Source organism: Brevibacillus sp. AG162 (assembly GCF_006715575.1).
GTDB lineage: Bacteria > Bacillota > Bacilli > Brevibacillales > Brevibacillaceae > Brevibacillus > Brevibacillus brevis.
In genome coordinates, this window is sequence record NZ_VFNO01000013.1 from 132,044 (window position 1) to 154,715 (window position 22,672).

Sequence of the window (22,672 nt, forward strand, 5' to 3'; positions counted from 1 at the left end):
CATAAGGCGATGATAAGATACTGAAATTTCTGATACAAAACAACTGTCATCCAAAATTAATCGGAAAAGTCTCGAAACAGCACATCCAACTCCTTCTCGTCGTACCTATCACCGTCACTTATAAATTTTTCGATCTCTATCGTACCGTCCTCCATAATCTCGATCTCCCATCTTTGACCAGGGACAGCTACCTCGATCATGATGCTTTCACTCCTTATTTTACTCAAGCGATAAAAGATATGTCGCTCCTCCAATTTGTTTAGCAAATCGTTCAACTCATTTAGCCGCTCCATAGGCTCACCCCGTATTCATTTCTCGCAAAATAAAAATGGGCAGTTGCCTTAATGGACTGCCCCTAGAATAGACTGCTTGTCTTTATCGTCTCACTGCTCTGTCGTGCCAAACCGTTTGGCATTTCTCGCGCGAGCACGCTCGATTTCGACTTCTCGATTGCGTGGCTCTGCATTCGTCACCAGCGAATCCAAGAGATTTTTCGCAACAACGGAGACCTCTTGGACCGCGCGGTGAAAAGCCTCTTCATTGGCCTTCGAAGGCGTGTTAAAGCCCGAGAGCTTTCGCACGAATTGCAGGGCTGCTGCTTGAATCTCATCTTCTGTCGCGGGTGGGTCGAAGTTGAACAAGGTTTTGATGTTTCGGCACATCGCTTACACCTTCTGTTCCTTTTTTTGTATCATTTTACTATACGTGATCGTTGAATCGCTAGATGAGAGGAAACGGAGTGAAGCACAATTATGGCCAAACGCGCATTAACCTATGCCCTCCTGATCATGTCCATTCCTGTTGTTGTAGGAGGATGTACGGAGTTCTTCGGGACCATATCAGGCAGGATACAAACGAACCAAGATGCGATTGCTTACATCCATCAAAAATATAACATTCCTTTAGAAGATTTGAAGGCTGACATGCCATCATTTCGTTACGGGATGAATCGGTATTTTACGAGAGTCCACGATGTCAAAAACAAGAAAGTGTATGAGTTAACAGTAAGGCCCATGCCTGATAACCATGTGCCTGTTGTAGAAGAGTTACCTTTCAATCCACAGGAAGCAGCGTCTAACTAACAAAATCTTCCCCGCTTCACCTCGGAAGGATTGAGTCCATACTGCTTGCGAAACGCCTCGGAGAAATGACTGAAGTTGGAGAATCCCACGATGAGTGCAACCTCACTGACATTCAGATTGCCCTCCCGCAGCAATCCAAGCGCTTTTTCCAAACGCCTTTCCCGCAAATAGGCAAATACACTCGTCCCGAACTCTTCTTTGAAGCCGATCTTCAGCTTGTATTCATTGAGCTGTGCCATACGCGCCAGTTCGATCAGAGAAGGCGGAGACTCCATATTTTCGAGTAGAATGTCACGGGCGTTGTGAATCTTTTCCCGATCACTCCGAGATAACTGTGTCCTTGGTCGATTCTCTTCCCGCTCGAACAAAAACGTATCCAGCGCCGACGACACAATCTCCAGAATCTTGCCTTCCGTATGCAATCTACGCAGCTTCAGATGAGAGGATGAAAAATCGTTCAACTGCTGGAGCATCCGAGCCATATTCGGTTGCAACGGCATTCGAAACAGACGATAGGCTTGATTGCCAAGCAGCCCTTGAAATGAATACGCTGCTCCCACATCGCTCTCAGCCACCCAATCATTAAATTGCTCCACGGAAATACCGATCCCGACAGATCGATGTGGAACATCCGCCCGGTACATAAAATGCGCATGAAAGTCGTTCATCAATTGAAGGGAGCAGCTCCCAGGCAAAAACTCGTGCTGACTTCCCGAAACGACGAACTCCCCGCTCCCCTCCAAACAAAAGCTGAGCTCAACCATGGCTGCCTGCGACTGTAAATTCATGACGCGGTTTTCCTGAAGGGAATAGCTGGATTCGACCAGCTCCAATCCCGGTCGAGGAATCACTCTCCGAAGGTAGCCATCACTATTCGTCAGTGTATACCGATTCGCTTCGGACACAATGCGATCACTTTTTGTAGAGGGCAATGCATTGATATAGCTATCGTATATGGAATGTACAGATGCTTGATCCATGACCTTCTCCCTGCCTAACCATATGTAGGATATTTTTGCAAATGATTCTTATTCTCATAATAGTTACACAGGCGAGTATCTGCAACTACAAAAGCTGCCCCTCAGAGGATTGGGCAGCTTCTATTTCCACGATACTATTTATACTCATAAAAACAAGGATAAGAATAGGCGAGAAATTCAAATCCTTTTTTCTCCAAAATCGGTCGACTCATCGGACTTGCATCCACCATCAACAGCGGATACCCGCGTTTTTGTGCTGCTTGTACCCGTACCGCGACGAGGGCCGTATAATAGCCTTTATTTCGGAAGTCAGGCAAAGTAGAGCCTCCCCACAGACTGCCAAAGGACGTATTCTCATGCAAATACATCCAAGCTGCACTCACTGCCTGATCGCCACTGTACGCAGCGTACACGAGCAGGTGCTCAGGATCTTCCGCCAAATCCCGTTTTAATCTCGCAGCAAGCTCCGCATTGACACTGCCCCATAGCTGCTCCTTCAGCTGCATGATATCATCAATGCCCGCCGAGTCTGTGATTTGCCGTATCTCTGGCGGAATGACAAGGCTTCGCAACTCCTCTGCCTGCGCCACCTCCAACACAAGCAGCGCCTCCTCCTCATCAACTGTAAAACCATGGCCTTTCAGCCTCTCAAGCAAATTAGCCGGTTGGTCATAATCAAACAGCTTCCACTCAAAGGACTGCTGAAGACTTGAGAAATAGGCAAGTTCCTGCTTGATCACTTCCTCTGCATTTTCTTCATACAGCCTGGAAAACAAGACCACTCCTGAATCATCCGGGGTTGGCGAGACGTGACGAACAAGGTGTTCTGTCTCCTCCCGTCGAAGTGGCGGATAGGTGATTTCCACTCTCATCTCTTTGTCAAAAAGCTGCAATACCTCTGTCTTATTCATGTTTTCTTCCTCCCTTGCCTCTGTCAGGACTAGTGCAGAATGTTCAGCAAAAACGTTAATGTACCTATACTGATAACCGTCGTAACCAACACGCTGCTAGAGACGAATTGTGGTCGCATATTGAATTGGATCGCATAAATCGCAGTGGTTGCGGCAGAAGGCATGGCTGCCAGAACGACCAGCACCTTTTGCAGCAGCGGATCAATCGGGAATAACAGACAGATGAAGTACGCCAAAAGTGGTGACGCCACCAGCCGAATGACACTCGCAGCACTGAGTCCCTGCCACTCTAGCGCTTTCGTAGATACATTGGCGAGCTGCATGCCCAAAATGAGCATCACAACTGGAATCGCCGCCTGTGCAACGAGATCAATCGCTTGGTAGTAGCTTTGCGGGATGACGATTTGCAGTTGTTGCATCAAAATCGCGAGAACCACAGCGTAATTGGACGGCTGCTTGAAGATCGCCTTGATAGCCGTCCCCATTCCATTCCCGCCTCTGGAGGCAAAATACACACCGAATACGCCCATCATGATCGAGTGGAAAACCATGATTTGCACCGCATATGTAAAGCCAGCCTCTCCGAAGGCGAACAAAATAATCGGCGTCCCGTAGTTGCCACTGTTCATGAAGGCAGTCGCGAGCATCAGCGCGCTTTCCTGTTGCTTGTCGTATTTGAACATGCGTGCCGTCAACTGCGTGATCACAACAAGAGCAGCCAGCAAGAGCAGCGAAATCACGACGATATAAAATAATTGCAAGTCGAGCTCTGTTTTGTAAAAGGTACGAAAGACGAGCGCCGTCGACAAGATGTAAATCGCCAAGGAAGAAATCGGCTTCAAATCCATTTTGAAAATGCGCTGCAAAATATAGCCGCTAAGAAAAATGAGCAGGACAGGCAGGATGACTTCCACAAATATCATGACTCTTCCCTCCTACCGTGCTGCTTCCATGAAGCTTTTGACCTCAGACAGCGTCGGCAGGGCGGGAATGGCGCCCGTCCGTGTTGTTGTTAGCGCACCAGCCGCATTGGCAAAGCGCACCATGTCCTCTAAAGCGGCTTGTTGGATATCCAGCATACTTTCCCCCGCCTCAAGAAGCTGATAGAGTAGCGCGCCCACAAACGCGTCTCCCGCTCCAGTCGTGTCGATCGCGGTTACTTGAAAGCCACCGACTGTACCGAATCGATTTCGTGTGCGGTAAAAACACCCCTTTTCCCCCAGCGTGACAAAAACAGCCTGCAGATCATATTGCGCAAGCATCCACGCTGTCGCTTCCACGACATCCTCGCTCCCCATGAGAAAAGCCAGCTCTTCCTCGGACAGCTTGACGATATCGGCCTGCGCCACTCCTTTGAGGGCCATAGCCTTCGCTTCCTCCAGATCCCCCCATAAGGACGCTCGAATATTCGGGTCAAATGAAAGGAGCCGTTGATGCTTTTTGGGGTACTCGACGGCTTTCCAGGTTGCTGATCTGGCTGGCTCATGCGTCAAGGACAACGTACCGAAATGAAAAATGGCAGCCTGTGCAATCAACGCCTCGTTCACGTCTTGCTCCCGCAGCATAATGTCTGCACCCGGATTGCGGTAAAAGTGAAAAGAACGATCGCCTGTCTCATCGAGATGGACAAAAGCCAATGTCGTAGGCGCTTCCTCCGTGAGTACGATCCCTTCTGTGCCAATATTCTGTCGGATCAAGGTCTGTTGCAAAAAACGCCCGAACACATCATTTCCCACCGCACCGATAAAGGAAGTCCGCTTCCCAAAGCGCGACAGGGCGGCAAGTACATTGGCAGGCGCTCCTCCAGGGTTTTGCTCAAATGCAACGCTGCCCGGCTTTTCCTTCTGCTGTACAGGTGTAAAATCAATCAATAACTCGCCACATGCAACCACATCTACCATGTTGATTTCCTCCGATGACCGTGATAGCTCCAGTATGTCACAGGTTCTTTTTTTTGCCAATGAAAGCCAGCGGCTGTATGTTGATGCTTCCATTTGGTAAAATCAAGAAACGAGGTGATTCGCTGTGAAAAGTTTTGGGTTTACCATTTTTGAACCAGTTGGAATAAGAACTGATTATCCTTTGGTTGATTTGGAGAAAAAACAGGTGACAGCAAGAATCTTCTATAAAGATAAACTTCTGATGACGGTGCTCGTTGATTTACGATCAAATCATATTCAAAAGGAAGGAAATCTATCAGAAGTTGCTCACCTCACTACTCCAGATGGAATGAAGATCGTAGATGAAGAGAGAGAAATTAGCATCATAAAGAGCCAAGCTGAATTCTTTATTGAAAACAGAATTTCGAATCCTACAGAACACGAAGAGCAGCTCATAAAAAATCAATTAAGGAAATAAAAGAAATGGCTAAAGATCCAGACATGATCTGTGATCTCTAGCCATTTCTTTTTAATAGATCGTCAAATCCCACGCGGAGGGACGGCAGCCATAATGCCTCCTGACACGCCGCTTTTCGCTGGCACACCCACAAAAGCGGCAAAATTGCCGGAAGCTCCAAACAAATTGGAAGGGATGGCGCCTGTGAAAGACGAATAATTCCGAATTCCATACCGAAAGGAGTCGTACCATGAATTTTAATCTAGATGAAGCGATTGAGGTTCTTGAGCGTACGCCACAAGCATTGGAATATTTGTTAACGGGCTTATCGGATGGGTGGTTGCTGCACAACGAAGACGACGGCACCTGGCATGCCACCGAAGTGATTGAACACCTGATCGAGGCTGAGAAAACGAATTGGCTCCCACGTCTGGTGATCATTCTTCAAGAGGGAGAGAGTAAACCGTTTCCTCCATTTGATCGGTACGCTCACTTACAGGAAACCTCGGTTAGATCGTTCGAGCAAAAGCTGCAGGAATTCAAAACGCTTCGTGTACAAAACATAGCCAAGCTGCGAACGCTCGTGGAACCGGAAAAGCATCTGGAATTAACCGGACTCCATCCCGCTTTTGGGGTCGTAAAAGTACGGGAGTTGCTCTCTACGTGGGTCGTTCATGATTTAACGCATACGGCGCAGATCGTACGGGTCTTGGCCAAGCGGTACACGGCGGATGTAGGGCCATGGAGCGAATATTTAGGTATCCTGAACAAATAATCGAACAGGCAGGGGTAGCTCTGGACGCAAATGTACGTCATCGCTGCCACTGCCTGTATTTTTTATGGCAAAAACAGCTGCGGAACGGTATACAGCGCTGGGGCACCACCCGTATGCAGGAACAATACGTGATCACTCTTCTTAAAATACCCTTCGCGAATTAAGCCGATCAACCCCGCCATCGCCTTTCCGGTATAGACTGGATCTAGCAAAATTCCTTCTGTCCGAGCGACCAGCTGAACAGCTTCGATCATGCCATCCGTCGGAATCGCATAGCCTGGCCCGACAAATCTGTCGTCGCAAAGCACGGCTTCTGCTTGTATGTCCCCTTGCAAGCCGATCAGTGAAGCTGTACTGCGAAGCAATCCCATCACCTTGGCTTCTTGTGCAGCCCGATCTCGACTGACATTGATCCCGATTACTTTTGTGTTGGACTGGCGCGCCATAAAACCGGCAAGCAGACCGGCTTGCGTACCGCCGCTTCCCGTTGCCGTTACGACATAATCGTAGGGACTCGTTGTTTCCCATGCCTGCTGCTCGATTTCCTCCGCGCAAGCCATGTATCCCAATGACCCGACTTCGTTAGAGCCTCCTACAGGGATCAGATATGGTTTTCTGCCTTGTTTTCGCAGACTTTCAGCGAGTTCTTCCATCGCTGCAAGCAAATCTGCCTCTGCGGGAATGACCTCGATTTTTTCTGCTCCGAGCAAGTGAAACAACAGATGATTGCCGCTCGCTTGCGGTTGGTAGCCGCCCGTCTCAGGCGCGGACAGCACGAGCTGGCAGTGCAGACCTTCGCGGACTGCCGCCGCCAGAGTCAACCGGCAGTGATTGGATTGGACAGCTCCACATGTAATCAACGTGTCTGCCCCTTGCTGGATTGCCTCCGCTACCAAATACTCCAGCTTTCGTGTCTTGTTTCCCCCTGCTGTCAAGCCAAGCATGTCGTCTCGCTTGATAGAAATGCTCGGTCCTCCCAACTCCTTGGACAGTCGCTCCAGCCTTTCGATTGGTGTAGGTCCGTGTGTATAAATTTTTCGCTGGTAACGGATATGGTTCATGCCCTTCGTTCCCTTCGGTTTGGAGTGTGATTTGGTATTCATACGCTTTGTGTTGTACGAATTCCTTCGCATTATGTGACTTTGTTACAGGCAAAAATAAGATTGCCCGGTACAATGGGTCTCGTAAACCACAAAAGTTAAATAGCTTGAGCTCAGAGCTCCTCTTTTTTGGGCGTTCTTTCCTGAAAAATTTGTCGAAAATTTAAATATTTTGCAATTGTAAATATGAGGAATAACAGGGATAATATACTCGATAGACTGTAACCCAATTTCAATCGTGGAGGGAAATCTATGAAAACACTCCTGCGAATTGCCATCGCCTTAGCCATGGTATTAACCATGTCAAGCGGTGCTTTTGCTGGTCCAAATCCTGCCGCTTACGAGGCAAAGTTTGTAGGATTAAAGGAAACTTACAATGCTGGTGAATCGATTAAGCTATCCGTAGAAACAAAAACAGCCGGGCAGATTACCGATGCCAAGTTTTTGCTGAAAACAATTGGTGGCAATGACAAGGATAAGATCACCAGTGTCCGAACTACCCATAGCAAAACCAAAGCTACCTATACGACCACAGGTTACCTGAAGCCTACCTCCCAAGGTATCTACTTGCTCGCTTACCAAGCCACTCACAAGAGCTTTGAAGGAGAAAAGAAAATAGAACTCACTGCAACTCTTTCGATCAAGGATCCAAATAAAATCACCTTGAATGTCACACCGAACACCATCCATGTCAAAAAAGGCAAAGAAGTGCCTATCCTCATCACATACAGTTCAAAAGCCACTCCTCAATTCACTTACAGTACACAGGTTACTGAGCTTTACACGAAGCGAGTCGGCAATGAAAACAAGAAAGTCGTACTCTTCAAAGCTGAAAAAGCCGGAAAATTTACAATCAATATCACTGCAAAGAACAAATACGATGAGGTCTCTGAAGCAGTCGAAATCGTTGTTTCGGATTAAAAGACAATATCGAGCACTATCATTTCTCGCCATACCAAAAATCCCGTCCCCTTTTTATAGGGCAACGGGATTTTTGCTGATTGGCTCTATTTCCATCCGTGATAGTATCTACACTTTCGCCAATGCTTCTCTCAATCGTTCCCGATGCACCCATAACGGCTTACGCAGTCCAGCCTTCTTCACGATGCCTTCTACAGTTAGCTCATGGAGCGCCTCTGTTACGGTTTCACGAATACACCCCATCATTGTCGCCAGCTCCTGATGCGTAAGGTTCACTGCCAGCTCGACCCATTCTGGTGCGTCAGCCTTACGCTCTTCTCCATATTTCTCGCACAGCCTGCCGAGCAAATATACGAGACGCTGTCGCACACTTCCATACGCCATGAGCTCCATCATTTCTTCTACCTCTTGCAAACGATTCGAGACAATCTCGATAAAATGCAAGGCAAGCCTCGGCTTCTCTAGCATCAGCTCTTCAAATTGTCCTTTATCAATCGAACAAATCAGCGAATCTTCCCACGCTTCGGCGTACATATTGGTTGAACTAATCGTAAACGAGCCGATCTCGCCAAACACATGGCCTGTGCCGAGCAAATCAATCGTTAGCTCTTTGCCGTCAGCCGAAAGCTTGTATAAGCGAACCTTCCCAGCCTTGATCAAAAACAACCTTTTCTGCTCCAGGTGAGGGGAGGAAATCATCGTTCCTTTTTTGACTACTTCCATAGGGGTCGCCGGTTCCAATTGGGCTAGCTCCGCTTCACTTAACGTCTGAAACAAATTGATGCGAGATAAAAACTTCTCCTTTTCGATCACTGTGTACTTCCTCCTGCTCACTGTAGGCTGAACTACATATTATATAGATCACTCCCATTATACTCCTCGTTAGGAATGGATTTCGAATGAACAAAGGAGTGTAAATCGTTGAACACATTCATGATAATTCTTTCACTGATTTTGGCTTTGATGTTTTCTATCTCGGTGTTAATGAAGTTTTTACGTGCAAAATCTATGCTCCAGCACTGGAAGGAATATGGGTACCCACTTTGGTTTATGGACGTGATTGCTTCACTTGAGCTGGTCGGAGTCATCGGCGTAATTAGCTCCTTTTGGATTCCTGGGGTATTAACACTCGCTTGCATCCTGTTTGCCATCCTCATGCTTGGTGCTATCCATGCCCATCTTTTTCGGGCAAAACATAAGCCCGTCATGGCGATAAATGCGGTATTTATGCTTATTTGTTCGTTGCTTCTTCTTTGGATTTAATCGTTTCCGTGTGCTTTTGAGGAAAAGCAAACAAAAAAGGCTATCTCCTGAGCTTCCTTGGAGACTAGCCTTTTTCTCATGGTCATTTATGCTTGCTTAAGCAAAAACTGCTTGCCATATTCCCCATGATCCAGAATCGTCGGATGCTCGATCTGAATCGTCGAATGGTCAATTCCGTACTTCGTTTGCAGAATGTGGTTAATCGCCAGAATGACACAATACGGCTGGATACCTTCCCGAACGAACACATGCGCTGTCAGGGAGTAATGCTCCGTGGATACCGCCCACAGGTGCAGCTCATGAACATCCTCCACGCCCTCTACTTCACTGAGGTCCTGACGGATTTGCTCGAGATCAAACTGCTCTGGAACAGATTCCATCAATACGAGCAGCGACTCACGAATGATTTTGGCGCCACCTGTAAAAATAATTCCCCCAATCACCATGCTGATCAACGGGTCGAACAAATAGTAGCCTGTCATGTAAATGAGAATCGCCGACGTAATTACACCGACTGAGCTGAGCAAATCTCCAATAAAGTGCCATAATGCGCTTTTTACATTGAGATTGTCTTCTTCTTTCATACTGCGGGAAAGTACGATGGTCAGTACGACGTTTACAACCAAACCGATGGATGCAATGGTCAGCATCAACTGCAAATCAACGTCTTGCGGATTGATCATCCGTTTGATCCCTTCAATGACAATCCCGATCGAAATCACGGCAAGAGCCAAGCCATTCAAGAACGAAGCAATAATTTCAAAACGGAGAAATCCGAATGTGTACTTCTTATTCGGCTTGCGTGTCGCCATATAAATAGCGGTCATACTCAACCCTAAAGCAAAGACGTCAGAAATCATATGGGCGGAATCGGACAGGAGCGCAAGTGAATTGGACATCAAGCCTCCCACAACCTCCACGATCGTAAAAAACAATGTCAATAGGAGCGTAATCCACAGTGTTTTCTTCGATGTTTGCTGTTCTTTCACATGATCAAGATGATGATAATCACCCTTTTTCATACGTATCACCTCTGTCTATTTAATTGTAAAAATTATAATGTAAGAATTAATGTAATCATATCCTCTTTTCCAACGATATTCAAATGAACATTTTATGGATCATACAAGTGATTTTCATTACCAGTTGTGTCTTACAAGACAAAAAAAGCCTCATCCAAAAGGATTAGGCTGATCATTCCTTATGATGATTCCCTTCCAAAATCCGTCGGATATTGCCCTTGTACTGGGTGAGCAAACGGCTGGCATCTTCTGCTGGCAACCCAGTCTTTTGCATCACGATCGCCAGTTTTGCGTCACCGTCTGCCTTGTGCAACAGTACGTCTGCCTCATCAGTAGAGACATTGGTCGCTTCTGCCACGATTTGTTTTGCACGTTCCTTCAGTTTCTCATTGGTTACCTGCACATTGACCATCAAATTTTTGTATACTTTCCCCAACCGTACCATGCATCCGGTCGTAATCATATTGAGAACCATCTTCTGCGCCGTAGCTGCTTTTAAGCGAGTCGATCCGGTCACCACCTCTGGCCCTACTACCACATTAATCGCTACATCCACACCTTGGCTGATCTGCGCCATCTGGTTGCAGGACAATGAAATGATTTTTGCCTGCTGCCTTCTTGCTTCCGCCAATGCTCCGATTACATAGGGTGTCCGACCACTCGCCGCAATGCCCACCACGGCATCCCCTGCCTTTACGCCATAGGCGATCACATCTTCCCTGCCGTTCTGCTCAACGTCTTCGGCTCCTTCGACTGCCCTGACGATCGCTTTTTCCCCGCCTGCTATGACTCCCTGCACCAATGAGGGGTCCGTCCCAAAGGTTGGGGGGCATTCAGCAGCATCGAGCAAGCCCAATCTCCCACTCGTTCCTGCTCCAAAATAAAAGAGTCTTCCGCCGTTTTCCAGACATGCTGCGATCAAATCAACGGCCGCTGCTATCGAAGCCAGCTCCTTTTCAACGGCAAACGCAACTGTTTTATCCTCTTCATTCATGATCTGAATAATTTCCATCGTAGAGAATTTATCCAGCTCTTCCGTATTCCGATTTCTTGTTTCTGTCGTTAAATCACGCAGGTGAAACTCCATCCAGTTACCTCCCACCCATCTACACTCATCTTCTCTTTCTACCCTACACCATGCTGCTTTTTCTCCGATGGAAACAGGCTGACCGGAAGATGTCCAGCGGCCTTTCGTTCCCCGAACAAAATGTCTGCCACAAGCTCTATGGCCTGGTACGTATGGTCGTAAACAGCGAGATACGCATCGACCTCTGGCATTACCAAGAGATCATACGGGTTTCGCAGGGCGACAGCCACGACCTTTTTCCCCTGTTGAACGAGCCGGTTCACCAGCAATGATTGGCCTTTAAAGATATGGGCATTGTACGTAAAAACGACGATTTGCTCTGTGGCTGACATCATATGCGCCACAAGCTCCATTTCTTCCTCTGGCGGGTTGAGCGTCGACATCATCTGGTATTCAACTTCACGATATTTTCTCAATGGTGCGACCAAATCGCCAGAAGCTGCTTGCCCATCCTCTGCCAAAGTAAGATTGGCAATCCCCGGAAAAATCACGCCTAGCGGTTGCGTGCTTCTCTGCAAAGGAAGCAGCTGATGTTCATTTTTCACCAAGGTTATGGCTTGGGCGAGCACACTTCTCGCCATGTCTGCATGTTGGACAAGGTCAAAGGAAGGGCCTTTTGCTCGCAAGCAATGCTCCCACGAAAGAAATCGTTTCTTTAATTGAAGCACGCGATTTACTGCTTCGTTGACCCGCTCGTCTGACAGTTCCCCCGAATGAATAGCCGCAACGAGTCGTTCGTACGTTTTTTGCTGAACTTCTTGCGTGTGGGAAACCAGAACAAGATCGATCCCAGCCTGCACACAGCGCACCGCCGCTTCCGCAACCCCGATGGTACCCGCAATGGCAGCCATCTCCATGCAATCCGTAATCGCGACCCCATCAAATCCGAGGGACTCACGCAATATTCCCGTCACGATCTCCATGGAATACGTAGCAGGAGAACCCGACTCATCCATACTGGGCAAACTGATGTGTCCAACCATAACCATGGGGACTCCTGCCGCGATACTGCGCTTGAATGGAACCAACTCAACCTGATCCAGTCGCGTCCAATCATGCCCAAGAACAGGAACGGCTTCATGAGAATCCGTGCTCGTATCGCCATGACCGGGGAAGTGCTTGATAGAGGGAATGACACCACTCGCAAGCAAGCCTTGAATGGCGGCCTCACCAAACCGCGCCACCTGCTCTGGCGCTTCCCCAAAAGACCGTACCCCAATGACCGGATTGTCCGGATTGTTGTTCACATCGACCGTCGGGGCGAAATTGACTGAAATCCCTGCTGCACGCAGCTCCTCACCTGTTGCCTGATAAATGCGCTTGGCTTGATCGAGATTGCCTGTGGCACCCAAAGCCATCGCTCCGGGAAAGCGCGTCGCCGCTTTTTGCAGACGGGAGACCACGCCATTTTCCTGATCGGTCCCGATCAACAGCGGATAGGGATGCCAAGACTCATACGCCCAGCTCTGGAGCTTTCGCACGCGCTGATAGGTCTCCTCCGGTGTCCCGATATTGCGGCTAAAAAGAATCACGTTTCCGATCTGCTTTTGTTTGATCCACGTTTCCATTTCTTCGGGAATATCCAGCGTAGGGTAACCGATCATCAGCAGTTGCCCGACCTTCTGTTCCACTGTCATATGTTCGGCTTGCATAGAATCCTCCTCCCTACCGTCTTGCTCTTGTTAAGCGAATGCTTTGCCGTATTTCTCATACCGCTTCCAGCTGCGATACCCGAGTCTCGCATAGAAGTCGACCAGCGTCGTCCAATCGATGACAATGTTTGAAATACCGCGGTTCCGCAAAGCCACAATGCCCGCCTCCACAATCGCCAGTCCCAAGCCCCGTCCTCTATACTCCGCATCCACGCCCAACGGACCGATGCCGCCCAGCCCATCTGCAAACAATGGTGCCCAGTAGACGTTTTGGGCAACAAACGGAGAATCGGCATCATTGATCCGGCAAAAACCGACGATCTCATCGTGCACCTCCACAACGACGAATTCGCGTCCGGTTCCTCCCCGCTGGAAATAGTGAGTGGCTTCATACTCCCAGCGTCCGGGAAAGCATCGATGCAAGAAGGCCAAAAAAGCATCTTGGTCCGCCCTCGTCAACAGTCGAAAGCGGCCATCTGGTACCTCTGGCAATTCCAGCTTCGCTGGCTCGAGATACTGGCATAACAGATCGTTCTCCAACCGATCCTCCGAGTGATACCCTTGTCGCTCAAACCACGCTTTTACGTCCGCAGATTCATCGGGTATACCCGGAAAATAATGATACGGATCGCGTCCCAGCAAGACCTTTTCCACCCCTCGCTCTCGCAACGCATTTTCTGCCCTTGCTAGCAGTTCACGCCCGACACCTTGCCCGCGATGACCGCTAGCAACGAGCAAAACTTGAATCCAGCCAATGCCTTTTCCCAACTGAATGTCGAGCTTTTCCTGCCAGCATTTGGCCACGACAAAACCGACAGGACGCTGCGTCACAGCATCTATCGCAATCCACGACCCGGCTTTGACTACATTCTGATCCTCGAAGCTGTTTTGCCGCATGAGCCCAGGCCGCATCGGAAAGCGATCACCCAACTCCTGATTCCACAGCTCGCACAGAGTGTCCGCATATAGATCGTCCCAAGGTACGTATTGCATCGGATGCTTGCCTCCCTTACGCCCTATTTCAATCCAGAAGTTTTGGAGCCTTCCACAAAATATTTCTCGGCAAACAAAAACACGATCAAAATCGGGATCAAGCTGATTAATGCCCCTGCCACCAGCAGTTGATCCTCTGTCTTGTACTGACCGCTCAAAGACAAAATCCCGATCGGCAGCGTAAAGTTCTCGTCCGAAATGAGATAAATGACTGGCGCCAAAATCTCATTCCACTTCCCCATAAACGTAAAGACCGCCAGTGTTGCCAAGGAAGGCTTGCACATCGGCAAAAACACCCGCCAGTAAATCTGGAACGGATTGCAGCCATCCAGCTTTGCCGCTTCCTCGTAATCCTTCGGGATGTTCAAGAATGCTTGCCTCATTAAAAAAATGGCAAACGGCTGTCCGAGCCACTCCAAAATCCAAAGCGGGGCCAACGTGTCGAGCAGTCCCAAATTTTTAAAGATAATAAACTGCGGGACTATCGTGACGATCCCCGGGATCATCATCGTTCCCAGCACGATCATGAACAGCGTGTCGCGGAAAGGAAAGCGCAGCCTGGCAAAGGCAAAGGCAATCATCGAGCTGGACAATAAGGCCCCGATAACCGAAAGAATCGCGACAATCAGACTGTTGATTGTATAGCTGCTAAAATTCGCCTGTTCCCACACGGTTGTATAGTTGCTCCACTGTGCTGGATTGGGCAGCCATTCTGGCGGAAATTGCATGTACTGCTTATAAGTTTTCAGCGAGTTAAACACCGTCGTTAAAAACGGAACCAGCATAATCAACGCACTGGCTATGACAAACAGGTATCCAATGATTTTATTTAGAGGGAAACGCTTTTGCATGGCTACCTCCTTGCCTCTTAATCATAATGAACCCATTTCTTTTGCAGCTTGAATTGGATGAGCGTAATGGCAAGCAGGATGATGAACAACACCCACGCGATGGCAGAGGCGTAGCCCATTTTGAAAAAGCTGAATGCTTGGCGGAACATGAACAGCATCAGGACGAGGCTGGCGTTGTTCGCACCACCTGTCGAGCCTGCCTCCGTAGAGCCCCCGGTCATGACAAAGATCTGCTCGAAGTTTTGGAAGGAGTAAATCGTATTCAAGATGACGACCAGAAACGTCGTGCCGGAAATCATCGGGACTGTCACCCGCCAAAACCTTTGCCAAGCGTTTGCTCCATCAATCGAGGCTGCCTCGTACATGTCAGAAGAAATTCCTTGCAGCCCAGCGAGAAAAATAATCATCATATAGCCGACCGATTTCCAGATAGCGATGAGAACCAAGACCGGGATGACCCAGAATTCATCAATCAGCCAGTTTTGCGGGGCTAGCCCAAGTTTAGACAAAAAAGCATTGGCAAAACCGATCCGCTGGTTAAACACCGCATCCGCTACATACGCGATTACCGTCCATGAGGAGATAACCGGCAAAAAGTGAACCATCCTGAAAAATTTCAGGCCCTTCAGCTTTTGATTCAGGGCCACTGCTAACAGCAACGCCAAAAACGTTTTGGCCGGAACGTACAGGATCGTAAAATAGACCGTATTCCATAACGCGCGATAAAACAGCGGGTCTTCAAACAGCTTTTCATAATTGTCCAAGCCAGTCCATTTGGGCGGATTTAAAATATCGTAGTCTGAAAAGCTGAAGTACAATGACGCGACCGATGTTCCCACGACGAACACGAGAAAGTGGATGAGATAAGGGGAGACCAGGAGCAGTCCCCATCTCCCCTCGCTATCCAACCATTTTCTCTTTTTCACAGCAGGCTTCGCCTGTTGCTTGGTTTGCAGCTCTAGCATGGTTGGCACACATCCTCACTGATTGATGACTACTGCTTCTTGAAGAAGTCATCCAGAACTTTTTGAATGCCTTCGTCTGTTTTCGTGATGAATTCATCCGTTCCGTATTTATCCATGAACAGTTCCGCCAGATTATCCGTGAACACCTTCACCCACTCGGTAAAGACAGCGTTGGTATCAATCGTGCCCGCGAACTCCAAGGTGTCGAGGAAGACTTTTTTGTTTTCCGGCTTCGTGGCTGGGTTTAGGAACATTTCGGAATTCGCCACTGATTTTTTCACCGGAATGGCTTCCCCTACTGCTGTCCACTCTTTTTGTGCTTCATCTGATGTCGTCCAGTATGTGATCCATTCTTTAGCGGCCTTGACCTTCTCTTCCTCTGCTTTTTTGTTGATGACCCATGAGTTGGCGATTACGGGTGCGAAGCGTTTGCCGTCCGGTCCTTTTGGCATAGGAGCGACATCGTAATTCAACCCTGCACCATTCATCGAGGTTGTTGCTGCGTAAATATCGATTTGCATCGCCACAGCCCCGCTCAAAAACGCTTTGAAGTTGCTTTGGAACGCCTTTAGGTCAGCCGGGTTCGGGAAAAGCTTGCGCTGCATGCCGTCGACCATCCACTCGACCGCTTTTTTGTTCTCTGGGCTGTTGATAATCGATTTTGTCAAAGTCGGGTCCAATACTCCGCCACCATACGCTTTCAAGATGTTAAACGCACCGCGTGAGCTACCAAAAAACGCGAAGCCGTACTGCTTTACTGATTTTTTGTCAAAAGCAGGATCATCTGCATTTTTCCCGTTGGCATCGAGGGTCAGCTTGACGGAAGCTGCCTTCAAATCATCCCAGGTCCAATCTGCAGTAGGATAGGGTACACCCGCTTTGTCGAACAAATCCTTGTTGTAGAAAAGGGCTCCGACCTGGATGCCCTGCGGCACGCCCCAATACTTCCCATCTGAGTCCTTGTTGAACTCCAGACCGTTGAGCTCCTCTTTGCTGATTTCTTTCGTGACGTAGTCGGTGATGTCGAGAATTGCGCCGCGTTGGGCGTACCCAAATACTTTTGTCCCGTCGCTCTGCCAAAGATCAGGGGCATTCCCGGCTGCGATCTGAGTCGTCAGCTTTTGATAGAAGTCATCATATGGAGCCGTCATCGTTTTGATTTTGATGTGAGGATGTGATTGTTCGAATTTTGCAATAATTTCTTCCATCTTTTTCTTCGTGGGTGGATCAGAGCTGTAGCCCATATATAATTCGACTTTGTCCCCCTGCTGTGTGGAGGACTGGCTGCTACATCCAGAAATAAGCAATGCCGCGGCTAAGCCAATCAAACCGAGTGCTGAGAGAAACCTTCTCTTTTTCATGGAAAACCTCCCCAATTGCAATAAGTAGAAAGCTTGCATAGCTAACGATATATCCAAACATCTAACGTTCTTGACTGATAAGGATAAAAGGATAAAGGCAGGAGTTTGTGTATTCTAAGGAGGATTTGCTTATTTGTATTGCTCCCGAACAGCTTTACGCGTCTGGCGCAAGTACGCAGCAGAGACATCGTAATTTTTGGCAGCAACACCTCTAAACAAGATGTCGATCACATTGAGTTGTGCGATTCGTGAGGAAGTGGCGGCACTGCGTTCATCCGCTTCTGTTGAAAACGTGGTTAAGTGAATATCCACGCATTCCGCCAAGGAGTTTGTACCGTATTTGGTAATGCCGATGGTCACAGCTCCCGATTTGCGGGCTTGTTTCATCGTCGTAATGATCTGCGAGGTTTCCCCCGAATTCGAGATGCCGACTGCACATCACCAGCCGTCAAGGTGACTGCCGAAGTAAGCTGCAAGTGGGAATCCGAATGGGCCGTGCACATTTTATTGATGCGCAAAAATTTATGTTGGGCATCCTGGGCAACCAATTGAGAAGCACCCACTCCGTAAAAATCAATCCGGGTGGCACGATACAACTCACCAATCGCCTGCTCCACTATTTTTGTATCCAAAATTTTGATTGTTTCCCGCAAGGAGAGGATGTTGTTGAACGAAACCGATTCAATCAAGGTGTACATATCAGCATCGGGAAGAATCTCTTTGTATTCATCCTGAGCGGTAGACGATTGCAGATCACCCGCTATTCTGATTTTCAACTCCTGAAAACCATCTACACCGATACTTTTGCACATGCGTATGATGGCAGCCTGGCTGGATTCGCTTCTTTCCGCGAGTTCCTTGATGGAAAGACGAATCACCTCATCCGGATTGGCTAAAATGTAATGTGCTGCGTTTTGTTCAGAACGCTTGATATTGTGCAATGATTCGCGGATGCGCAGCAACCCGCCATTCAACACGATACCACCCCTTTAGTCTCGAGAAATTGTTAAAGCGCTTACATTCAAGTGTTACTTTGGCAATTCATTACATATTTTGTATTATAGACACTTGAAATAAAATATCAATATGAATTGTCAAATTTGAAATAAAATTTCAAAACTATTTTTCGACACTTTCTTCCGTTGTTTGTCTTGTTATCATTTTTTACAATTTTTACAGTTACTTATACGGATCTCTTTCCGTATTAATCTATGTACGCCCAATTGACAATTAATGGGGATGATTGAAAATGTCCAAACGCAAAGCACTACCCTTCACCCTGATAGCGGTACTCCTTTTGTCAAGCACACCTGTTCTGTCAAACGAAGCCGCGGCAGCCTCTTCCCACAAAGCGAAAGCAACTGTAACTGCGAGCAAGTTGGAGGAATTATCTATAAAAGATCTGAATCAGAAAACAAAAGCGACGCTGAATCACGTCAAGGAAGTCATGCCTGACCTGAAAAACTATCACATCGCCTCCATCCTAAAAGAGAGTGTCGTCACCACTTCTGGTCCTATCGATCGTCTGGAAATACTCTTGTCGAGCACACGAGAGGGTACTAGCACACATTTCGGCGTTATCCATGTGAACGCAAGTACGGGAGAGCTGATCGGCGTCGACATTCAAAACAAACTCCCCTCTTCGAAAGAAGTTTTCAGTGAACAGGATGCGATCAAAAAAGGCAAGGAGCATCTCAAACGCTTATTTGGAAAGCAAGCCGAAAAATACAAGTTCTCAGAGATCCACTCCTCTACTTCCCAGGATAACAAGAAACAGATTCTTGTGATTTACACATCCACGGACCATTCGATCAACGTGACCATGGATAGTGTCGGAGAATTAAAGGCTTTCAAAAAAAACATCTACCCCGAAGCAGCATTAGAAGGCAACAACAAATAATATGGACCTTTTGTCCAATAAAAAAGAGACGGTTCTGCCGTCTCTTTTTTGATGCTACGAAACCAACCTTACAACCCTGTAATATTCTGTAAGGTAAATCAATTTCCCATTTCTCTCCTTTCGATTACGATTCTCCTGTTACATGTAAAGGAGGATCACCAAAAATGAATGGCATGGAAATCAACATTCACTATTTTCGCTTGATTAATGACTTGGGGAAAGAGTATCCGGCTCTCAATCCCGTCTCTTTTTACGTAGCGGAATACGCTGTGTTTATTCTGGCGTTGAGTGCTTTGGTCTATTGGTTTACGAGAAAACATGAGAATCGCATCATGGTCGTTTGTGCGGCGTTTACGTTTGTTCTCGCTGAGCTATTCGGGAAAGTAGCTGGAAGCTTTCATGCGAACAATCAGCCATTCGCAGAGCTTGCGAACGTCAATCAATTGGTACAAAAAGCGGTCGACAATTCGTTTCCCAGCGACCATACGATCCTGTTTTTTTCCTTTTGCATGACCTACTGGCTTTTTAGAAAGACGACAGGGCCATTCTGGATGCTGCTTGCTGCTTGTGTCGGTCTTTCTCGTATTTTGGTAGGCGTTCATTATCCGGCAGATGTCATTGTGGGTGCCCTGATCAGCATTGGGTCTGCCTTGGCGGTCTATATGATCGTGCCGAGATTGAGTTTTGTTCATACTCTACTTGCTTTCTATGAAAAAGGAGAGCAAGCAATCTTCCCTGCCAAATCGAAGACGAGAGACGTTTGATTCCCCGCTACGTCTCTGTCATCGTTCCACCATAGACATGCAATACCTGTATCGAAGGAAAATGACATGTATGTATGACATGACCTTTTCCCATTATGGAACCAACCATTTAGGAGACAATCATCTTGATGAACTGAAGAATAAGAGGAACACCTTGTACAGGAATGTCACTCAGAATCAAAACTCCCGGCTGGACAACATATAAATTGGGAGGCTGAAGCATTCCATTTATGAAAAGATTCACAACAGAAACTTCATTCGGGTCCAGAATACCGGAAGTACTGAATGTCATGACAGCATCACTGTTGGTATACATGTTTTTGACTCCATCTGAAATTGCCGTATACTGATAAGTTTCTGTTCGTATTAAACCGGGAGTACATGGACATGGGGGGCATGGCGGACACGTTGGGGAGGGTTTTACTGGGAAAATTCCGGGACAACCTAATGGCTGGACGATTTGCAGACTCTGTCTCCTCACTGGGTATGACTGTGTGACATAGCGTCTCATGAAATCACTCGTCCTTTCTCGAAGTGCTTCGACCGCTCACTCCGATTTACACATAGGAGTGAACCCCAGGCACATTCCATCCACCTGGGGCCACCATCCTATTCACCTTAGTTAACGACAAATTCTACAACTATGGGTGTACCACCGTTTTCGGCATCTCCATCTGGAATTGTAATCGCCGTCGTTGTGATTGTGGAAGTATTACCTGCCTGAATCACCCCATTGATGTAGAGATTGTAAAAAGCAAACGTCCCAGGAAATGCTGTCGCAGCAGTACCTGCGTCATTGGTAAAGGCTGTTGCCGCAATGGCAAACGTAGCACCAGTACCAGTTCCAGCGCCCATGGTGGACGTAAATCTCAATGAGGCTAGATACGGTTTAACAATCGGCATTTTGAACACCTCCTCCTCTATTTATTCCCTACTAGTTAATGACTTGTTTCGTCCGATTGAAACCGACAAATGCCAGTAGAAACCTGCACATTTTTCCTTGAAAGAGTATAATTGGAAAACGAAATTACCCCCCCACTTTTACCAGTAGGAGGGCTACATGATTTTTAATCTTGAAACAGTACTCGCAACTGCTCTTTCTCTGCGTCACTCAGTACGTATTCTGCCATCGGGAACAGCACACTCTCTTCTTTAAAGAAATGTTCCATGAGTATTTCTACTGACTTCAGCAAATGAGTGTGGACAGCTGCTATTTCAACAGGTTCAGACTTTTCCATTTCCACAATTCGAATAAATGACATCAGGCTTTCCTTAATAAGATCATGCTCTTCCTCCATGGCAGCAATCGGTCCCATTTCCCGTTCGATATAGTTAGCCATCAGGGGATACAGGCCTTCCTCCTCGCGTCTGGAGTGATGCTCCAGTTCCGAAAAAAACGTGGACCCCAGCTCATGAAGCTCCGTTAAGCCTTTCTTTCTTCTAATGGGTTCTGCAGTAGATTTCAGGTTAGTTGCTAGATGTATGAGCTCATTCATCTGCTCAGCCAATGATAGGTGCTCGTCTTTCAATTTTTCCAGAGCTGGACACAGCTTCCTCTTCCCTTCAAACTCCTGCATCATCCCCATACATCCTATAGGCGGTGGTCCCATCACAATCCCTCCATCTACTAGTGGAAGTTAGTTACGAAAAGAAATGCGATACGCTAGCTGTCCCCGATTATCCCTAGCAACCATTCGAATACAGTCTTCCTCTTGCGAAAAAACAACCGGTCCATTCTGGATGGGAATCGCAACAAACTGGCAAGGATTAAAGTAGAGTCGCAGATGCTCCTCATCCTCCGTGATCTCCCATTTTGCCAGCCGCCTTTCCAAGAGAGCCGGACTATGTGGTTCGGCATCATCTGCCAAATCTTGAATGAGTATCCCCATTTTTTTATCCACCAAGGAAGGCAGCTCTTGGTGAAGCTCGGCAATCGTTCGCTTACTAGGATTCATGGCAACTGATCACACTTCCTTCCCCGGATTATTTCCCTTGTTCTCTTCGATCTCGCTGGTCTTTTCTAAATACCATCCATGCCAGTGGGAACAACACCACCGCAGCACCGCTGAGCAATAGCACCTCCATATATCGCTGTGCAAAATACATATTGACTGTGTACTGGGTGCACACAATGCTGGCGAATAGGATCAAGGCCAATAGGATGACACCTCTATAGCTGCTCTTCATAACTTTTCACCCCTACAGCGTATACGGCTCCATCTTTCTCTTGAATAACTATTTCCGGCAGTGGTCTTCTCGGCGGACCAGCGAGCGGATTACCTGTAGCAATATCAAATTTTCCATGATGGCAAGGACATAGCAGCTCTTTCTCATCTCGGTCCCAAAATACCGGACAACGCAGGTGGGTACATGCATTTTGATACGCCTTGTATTCTTTTTCCTTCACATATACGAACAACGCGCTGTCATGCTCTCCTGGATAGTTAAACTCAATCGCATCTCCAGGTTTTATATCGCTGAGATTCGCGATTTTTTGTGTGGGATACGACTTGCTGGATGAACTCATCAGCTCCTTGGCAGCCAATGCCCCCCATGGCAGAGTTGATGCCGCGAAAAGACCGGCTGCTCCTACCATTGTTTTCATAAAACTCCGTCGATCCAGACTACGCTCATTGGAACGATTGATGTTATGCGTGTAATTGTCATCCTTCAACGGAATTGGGCGGGTTTTCTCGTTCTCCATAAGG

At 47.6% G+C, this 22,672-nt stretch carries 30 protein-coding genes and 1 pseudogene; 7 read left to right on the top strand and 24 right to left on the bottom strand.

The features are described from left to right. Window positions 1-56 precede the first annotated feature (56 nt). Window positions 57-293 (bottom strand): hypothetical protein, encoded by a 237-nt coding sequence (locus FB479_RS27410; protein WP_106653824.1) that lies wholly within the window; start codon window positions 291-293, stop codon window positions 57-59. A gap of 90 nt (window positions 294-383) precedes the next feature. Beyond that, window positions 384-662: a DUF2277 domain-containing protein gene (locus FB479_RS27415; protein ID WP_106653823.1), complete on the bottom strand. Its 279-nt coding sequence runs from the start codon at window positions 660-662 to the stop codon at window positions 384-386. Between the two features lie 90 nt (window positions 663-752). Between FB479_RS27415 and FB479_RS27420 the strand changes: the two genes are divergently transcribed. After that, complete coding sequence (locus FB479_RS27420) at window positions 753-1,082, top strand: hypothetical protein (RefSeq protein WP_185746428.1); 330 nt, start codon at window positions 753-755, stop codon at window positions 1,080-1,082. Here the strand turns inward: FB479_RS27420 and FB479_RS27425 are convergent. The 4 genes from FB479_RS27425 to FB479_RS27440 form a co-directional block, all read right to left on the bottom strand. Continuing rightward, on the bottom strand, window positions 1,079-2,062 hold the full coding sequence (locus FB479_RS27425; protein WP_106653822.1) for a helix-turn-helix transcriptional regulator: 984 nt from the start codon (window positions 2,060-2,062) through the stop codon (window positions 1,079-1,081). The two genes, FB479_RS27420 and FB479_RS27425, sit on opposite strands and share 4 nt — an antisense overlap. Window positions 2,063-2,196: 134 nt before the next feature. Beyond that, window positions 2,197-2,973 carry a GNAT family N-acetyltransferase gene (locus FB479_RS27430; protein ID WP_142067383.1) on the bottom strand — a complete coding sequence of 259 codons (777 nt, stop codon included), beginning with the start codon at window positions 2,971-2,973 and terminating at the stop codon, window positions 2,197-2,199. A gap of 29 nt (window positions 2,974-3,002) precedes the next feature. Further along, entirely contained in the window at window positions 3,003-3,896 is an 894-nt protein-coding gene (locus FB479_RS27435; RefSeq protein WP_142067384.1) for an AEC family transporter, read from the bottom strand. A 12-nt stretch (window positions 3,897-3,908) separates the two neighbouring features. Beyond that, window positions 3,909-4,874, bottom strand: coding sequence for a PfkB family carbohydrate kinase (locus tag FB479_RS27440; RefSeq protein ID WP_142067385.1), 966 nt, complete (start codon window positions 4,872-4,874; stop codon window positions 3,909-3,911). 124 nt (window positions 4,875-4,998) lie between these two features. On the opposite strand from FB479_RS27440, the gene FB479_RS27445 reads away from it, so the two are divergent. After that, the gene (locus FB479_RS27445; RefSeq protein WP_106653818.1) at window positions 4,999-5,331 is read left to right on the top strand and encodes a hypothetical protein; all 333 of its coding nucleotides are present in this window, start codon (window positions 4,999-5,001) and stop codon (window positions 5,329-5,331) included. Window positions 5,332-5,405: 74 nt separating this feature from the next. On the opposite strand, the pseudogene FB479_RS27450 reads toward FB479_RS27445, so the two are convergent. Beyond that, window positions 5,406-5,495, bottom strand: a pseudogene (locus FB479_RS27450) (glutaminase); the annotation flags it as partial. Between the two features lie 65 nt (window positions 5,496-5,560). On the opposite strand from FB479_RS27450, the gene FB479_RS27455 reads away from it, so the two are divergent. After that, entirely contained in the window at window positions 5,561-6,085 is a 525-nt protein-coding gene (locus tag FB479_RS27455) for a DinB family protein (protein ID WP_142067386.1), read from the top strand. Between the two features lie 62 nt (window positions 6,086-6,147). Here the strand turns inward: FB479_RS27455 and cuyA are convergent, their stop codons facing one another. Then, a complete protein-coding gene (gene cuyA / locus FB479_RS27460) occupies window positions 6,148-7,146 on the bottom strand; it encodes a D-cysteate sulfo-lyase (RefSeq protein WP_142067387.1) in 999 nt (332 codons plus the stop codon). 291 nt (window positions 7,147-7,437) lie between these two features. On the opposite strand from cuyA, the gene FB479_RS27465 reads away from it, so the two are divergent. After that, complete coding sequence (locus FB479_RS27465; protein WP_106653815.1) at window positions 7,438-8,106, top strand: hypothetical protein; 669 nt, start codon at window positions 7,438-7,440, stop codon at window positions 8,104-8,106. Window positions 8,107-8,214: 108 nt separating this feature from the next. Here the strand turns inward: FB479_RS27465 and FB479_RS27470 are convergent, their stop codons facing one another. Further along, window positions 8,215-8,919: a Crp/Fnr family transcriptional regulator gene (locus FB479_RS27470; protein WP_106653814.1), complete on the bottom strand. Its 705-nt coding sequence runs from the start codon at window positions 8,917-8,919 to the stop codon at window positions 8,215-8,217. A 108-nt stretch (window positions 8,920-9,027) separates the two neighbouring features. Between FB479_RS27470 and FB479_RS27475 the strand changes: the two genes are divergently transcribed. Beyond that, window positions 9,028-9,369 (top strand): DoxX family protein, encoded by a 342-nt coding sequence (locus FB479_RS27475; RefSeq protein WP_106653813.1) that lies wholly within the window; start codon window positions 9,028-9,030, stop codon window positions 9,367-9,369. Between the two features lie 86 nt (window positions 9,370-9,455). Here the strand turns inward: FB479_RS27475 and FB479_RS27480 are convergent, their stop codons facing one another. From FB479_RS27480 to FB479_RS27515, 9 genes are all read right to left on the bottom strand, one after another. Continuing rightward, window positions 9,456-10,391, bottom strand: a complete 936-nt coding sequence (locus tag FB479_RS27480) for a cation diffusion facilitator family transporter (protein WP_106653811.1) — start codon at window positions 10,389-10,391, stop codon at window positions 9,456-9,458. Between the two features lie 172 nt (window positions 10,392-10,563). Beyond that, window positions 10,564-11,478 (bottom strand): N-acetylmuramic acid 6-phosphate etherase, encoded by a 915-nt coding sequence (murQ, locus tag FB479_RS27485; protein WP_142067388.1) that lies wholly within the window; start codon window positions 11,476-11,478, stop codon window positions 10,564-10,566. A 38-nt stretch (window positions 11,479-11,516) separates the two neighbouring features. Further along, window positions 11,517-13,130: a glycoside hydrolase family 3 protein gene (locus FB479_RS27490; protein ID WP_142067389.1), complete on the bottom strand. Its 1,614-nt coding sequence runs from the start codon at window positions 13,128-13,130 to the stop codon at window positions 11,517-11,519. 30 nt (window positions 13,131-13,160) lie between these two features. After that, window positions 13,161-14,123, bottom strand: a complete 963-nt coding sequence (locus tag FB479_RS27495) for a GNAT family N-acetyltransferase (RefSeq protein WP_142067390.1) — start codon at window positions 14,121-14,123, stop codon at window positions 13,161-13,163. A gap of 23 nt (window positions 14,124-14,146) precedes the next feature. Next, the gene (locus tag FB479_RS27500) at window positions 14,147-14,974 is read right to left on the bottom strand and encodes a carbohydrate ABC transporter permease (protein ID WP_106653807.1); all 828 of its coding nucleotides are present in this window, start codon (window positions 14,972-14,974) and stop codon (window positions 14,147-14,149) included. 17 nt (window positions 14,975-14,991) lie between these two features. Beyond that, a complete protein-coding gene (locus FB479_RS27505) occupies window positions 14,992-15,939 on the bottom strand; it encodes a carbohydrate ABC transporter permease (RefSeq protein ID WP_142067391.1) in 948 nt (315 codons plus the stop codon). A gap of 29 nt (window positions 15,940-15,968) precedes the next feature. Continuing rightward, the gene (locus FB479_RS27510; RefSeq protein ID WP_142067392.1) at window positions 15,969-17,300 is read right to left on the bottom strand and encodes an ABC transporter substrate-binding protein; all 1,332 of its coding nucleotides are present in this window, start codon (window positions 17,298-17,300) and stop codon (window positions 15,969-15,971) included. Between the two features lie 129 nt (window positions 17,301-17,429). Beyond that, entirely contained in the window at window positions 17,430-17,687 is a 258-nt protein-coding gene (locus tag FB479_RS31320) for a MurR/RpiR family transcriptional regulator (RefSeq protein WP_370511709.1), read from the bottom strand. Further along, the gene (locus FB479_RS27515) at window positions 17,684-18,277 is read right to left on the bottom strand and encodes a MurR/RpiR family transcriptional regulator (RefSeq protein WP_370511710.1); all 594 of its coding nucleotides are present in this window, start codon (window positions 18,275-18,277) and stop codon (window positions 17,684-17,686) included. The genes FB479_RS31320 and FB479_RS27515 overlap by 4 nt, the downstream gene beginning before the upstream one ends. Before the next feature lie 272 nt (window positions 18,278-18,549). Here FB479_RS27515 and FB479_RS27520 point away from each other — a divergent pair, with 272 nt between their 5' ends. Both FB479_RS27520 and FB479_RS27525 read left to right on the top strand, forming a co-directional pair. After that, window positions 18,550-19,200 carry a hypothetical protein gene (locus tag FB479_RS27520; RefSeq protein WP_106653804.1) on the top strand — a complete coding sequence of 217 codons (651 nt, stop codon included), beginning with the start codon at window positions 18,550-18,552 and terminating at the stop codon, window positions 19,198-19,200. Window positions 19,201-19,364: 164 nt separating this feature from the next. Further along, the gene (locus FB479_RS27525; protein ID WP_142067393.1) at window positions 19,365-19,964 is read left to right on the top strand and encodes an undecaprenyl-diphosphatase; all 600 of its coding nucleotides are present in this window, start codon (window positions 19,365-19,367) and stop codon (window positions 19,962-19,964) included. Window positions 19,965-20,073: 109 nt separating this feature from the next. Here FB479_RS27525 and FB479_RS27530 read toward each other — a convergent pair whose 3' ends face one another. The 6 genes from FB479_RS27530 to FB479_RS27555 all read right to left on the bottom strand — a co-directional run bounded on the left by FB479_RS27530 (window position 20,074) and on the right by FB479_RS27555 (window position 22,668). Next, window positions 20,074-20,475 (bottom strand): DUF4183 domain-containing protein, encoded by a 402-nt coding sequence (locus FB479_RS27530; RefSeq protein WP_106653802.1) that lies wholly within the window; start codon window positions 20,473-20,475, stop codon window positions 20,074-20,076. Window positions 20,476-20,582: 107 nt separating this feature from the next. Then, window positions 20,583-20,867, bottom strand: coding sequence for a DUF4183 domain-containing protein (locus FB479_RS27535; RefSeq protein ID WP_106653801.1), 285 nt, complete (start codon window positions 20,865-20,867; stop codon window positions 20,583-20,585). A gap of 164 nt (window positions 20,868-21,031) precedes the next feature. Beyond that, the gene (locus tag FB479_RS27540) at window positions 21,032-21,544 is read right to left on the bottom strand and encodes a hemerythrin domain-containing protein (RefSeq protein ID WP_232030280.1); all 513 of its coding nucleotides are present in this window, start codon (window positions 21,542-21,544) and stop codon (window positions 21,032-21,034) included. 57 nt (window positions 21,545-21,601) lie between these two features. Beyond that, the gene (locus tag FB479_RS27545) at window positions 21,602-21,919 is read right to left on the bottom strand and encodes a hypothetical protein (RefSeq protein WP_106653799.1); all 318 of its coding nucleotides are present in this window, start codon (window positions 21,917-21,919) and stop codon (window positions 21,602-21,604) included. A 28-nt stretch (window positions 21,920-21,947) separates the two neighbouring features. Further along, entirely contained in the window at window positions 21,948-22,151 is a 204-nt protein-coding gene (locus FB479_RS27550) for a hypothetical protein (protein WP_142067395.1), read from the bottom strand. After that, a complete protein-coding gene (locus FB479_RS27555; protein ID WP_106653797.1) occupies window positions 22,135-22,668 on the bottom strand; it encodes a Rieske (2Fe-2S) protein in 534 nt (177 codons plus the stop codon). The genes FB479_RS27550 and FB479_RS27555 overlap by 17 nt, the downstream gene beginning before the upstream one ends. Window positions 22,669-22,672: the final 4 nt, after the last annotated feature.

What these genes read in the sequence shown, in the direction of transcription:
- FB479_RS27520 (WP_106653804.1), top strand. Translation starts at nt 18,550, where the DNA reads ATGTCCAAACGCAAAGCACTACCCTTCACCCTGATAGCGGTACTCCTT.
- cuyA (WP_142067387.1), bottom strand. Translation starts at nt 7,146, where the DNA reads ATGAACCATATCCGTTACCAGCGAAAAATTTATACACACGGACCTACA.
- FB479_RS27555 (WP_106653797.1), bottom strand. Translation starts at nt 22,668, where the DNA reads ATGGAGAACGAGAAAACCCGCCCAATTCCGTTGAAGGATGACAATTAC.
- FB479_RS27505 (WP_142067391.1), bottom strand. Translation starts at nt 15,939, where the DNA reads ATGCTAGAGCTGCAAACCAAGCAACAGGCGAAGCCTGCTGTGAAAAAG.
- FB479_RS27465 (WP_106653815.1), top strand. Translation starts at nt 7,438, where the DNA reads ATGAAAACACTCCTGCGAATTGCCATCGCCTTAGCCATGGTATTAACC.
- FB479_RS27420 (WP_185746428.1), top strand. Translation starts at nt 753, where the DNA reads ATGGCCAAACGCGCATTAACCTATGCCCTCCTGATCATGTCCATTCCT.
- FB479_RS27500 (WP_106653807.1), bottom strand. Translation starts at nt 14,974, where the DNA reads ATGCAAAAGCGTTTCCCTCTAAATAAAATCATTGGATACCTGTTTGTC.
- FB479_RS27540 (WP_232030280.1), bottom strand. Translation starts at nt 21,544, where the DNA reads ATGATGCAGGAGTTTGAAGGGAAGAGGAAGCTGTGTCCAGCTCTGGAA.
- FB479_RS27510 (WP_142067392.1), bottom strand. Translation starts at nt 17,300, where the DNA reads ATGAAAAAGAGAAGGTTTCTCTCAGCACTCGGTTTGATTGGCTTAGCC.
- FB479_RS27430 (WP_142067383.1), bottom strand. Translation starts at nt 2,973, where the DNA reads ATGAATAAGACAGAGGTATTGCAGCTTTTTGACAAAGAGATGAGAGTG.
- FB479_RS27435 (WP_142067384.1), bottom strand. Translation starts at nt 3,896, where the DNA reads ATGATATTTGTGGAAGTCATCCTGCCTGTCCTGCTCATTTTTCTTAGC.
- FB479_RS27440 (WP_142067385.1), bottom strand. Translation starts at nt 4,874, where the DNA reads ATGGTAGATGTGGTTGCATGTGGCGAGTTATTGATTGATTTTACACCT.
- FB479_RS27525 (WP_142067393.1), top strand. Translation starts at nt 19,365, where the DNA reads ATGAATGGCATGGAAATCAACATTCACTATTTTCGCTTGATTAATGAC.
- FB479_RS27550 (WP_142067395.1), bottom strand. Translation starts at nt 22,151, where the DNA reads ATGAAGAGCAGCTATAGAGGTGTCATCCTATTGGCCTTGATCCTATTC.
- FB479_RS27490 (WP_142067389.1), bottom strand. Translation starts at nt 13,130, where the DNA reads ATGCAAGCCGAACATATGACAGTGGAACAGAAGGTCGGGCAACTGCTG.
- FB479_RS27535 (WP_106653801.1), bottom strand. Translation starts at nt 20,867, where the DNA reads ATGCCGATTGTTAAACCGTATCTAGCCTCATTGAGATTTACGTCCACC.
- FB479_RS27545 (WP_106653799.1), bottom strand. Translation starts at nt 21,919, where the DNA reads ATGAATCCTAGTAAGCGAACGATTGCCGAGCTTCACCAAGAGCTGCCT.
- FB479_RS31320 (WP_370511709.1), bottom strand. Translation starts at nt 17,687, where the DNA reads ATGAAACAAGCCCGCAAATCGGGAGCTGTGACCATCGGCATTACCAAA.
- murQ (WP_142067388.1), bottom strand. Translation starts at nt 11,478, where the DNA reads ATGGAGTTTCACCTGCGTGATTTAACGACAGAAACAAGAAATCGGAAT.
- FB479_RS27480 (WP_106653811.1), bottom strand. Translation starts at nt 10,391, where the DNA reads ATGAAAAAGGGTGATTATCATCATCTTGATCATGTGAAAGAACAGCAA.
- FB479_RS27425 (WP_106653822.1), bottom strand. Translation starts at nt 2,062, where the DNA reads ATGGATCAAGCATCTGTACATTCCATATACGATAGCTATATCAATGCA.
- FB479_RS27530 (WP_106653802.1), bottom strand. Translation starts at nt 20,475, where the DNA reads ATGAGACGCTATGTCACACAGTCATACCCAGTGAGGAGACAGAGTCTG.
- FB479_RS27415 (WP_106653823.1), bottom strand. Translation starts at nt 662, where the DNA reads ATGTGCCGAAACATCAAAACCTTGTTCAACTTCGACCCACCCGCGACA.
- FB479_RS27410 (WP_106653824.1), bottom strand. Translation starts at nt 293, where the DNA reads ATGGAGCGGCTAAATGAGTTGAACGATTTGCTAAACAAATTGGAGGAG.
- FB479_RS27455 (WP_142067386.1), top strand. Translation starts at nt 5,561, where the DNA reads ATGAATTTTAATCTAGATGAAGCGATTGAGGTTCTTGAGCGTACGCCA.
- FB479_RS27495 (WP_142067390.1), bottom strand. Translation starts at nt 14,123, where the DNA reads ATGCAATACGTACCTTGGGACGATCTATATGCGGACACTCTGTGCGAG.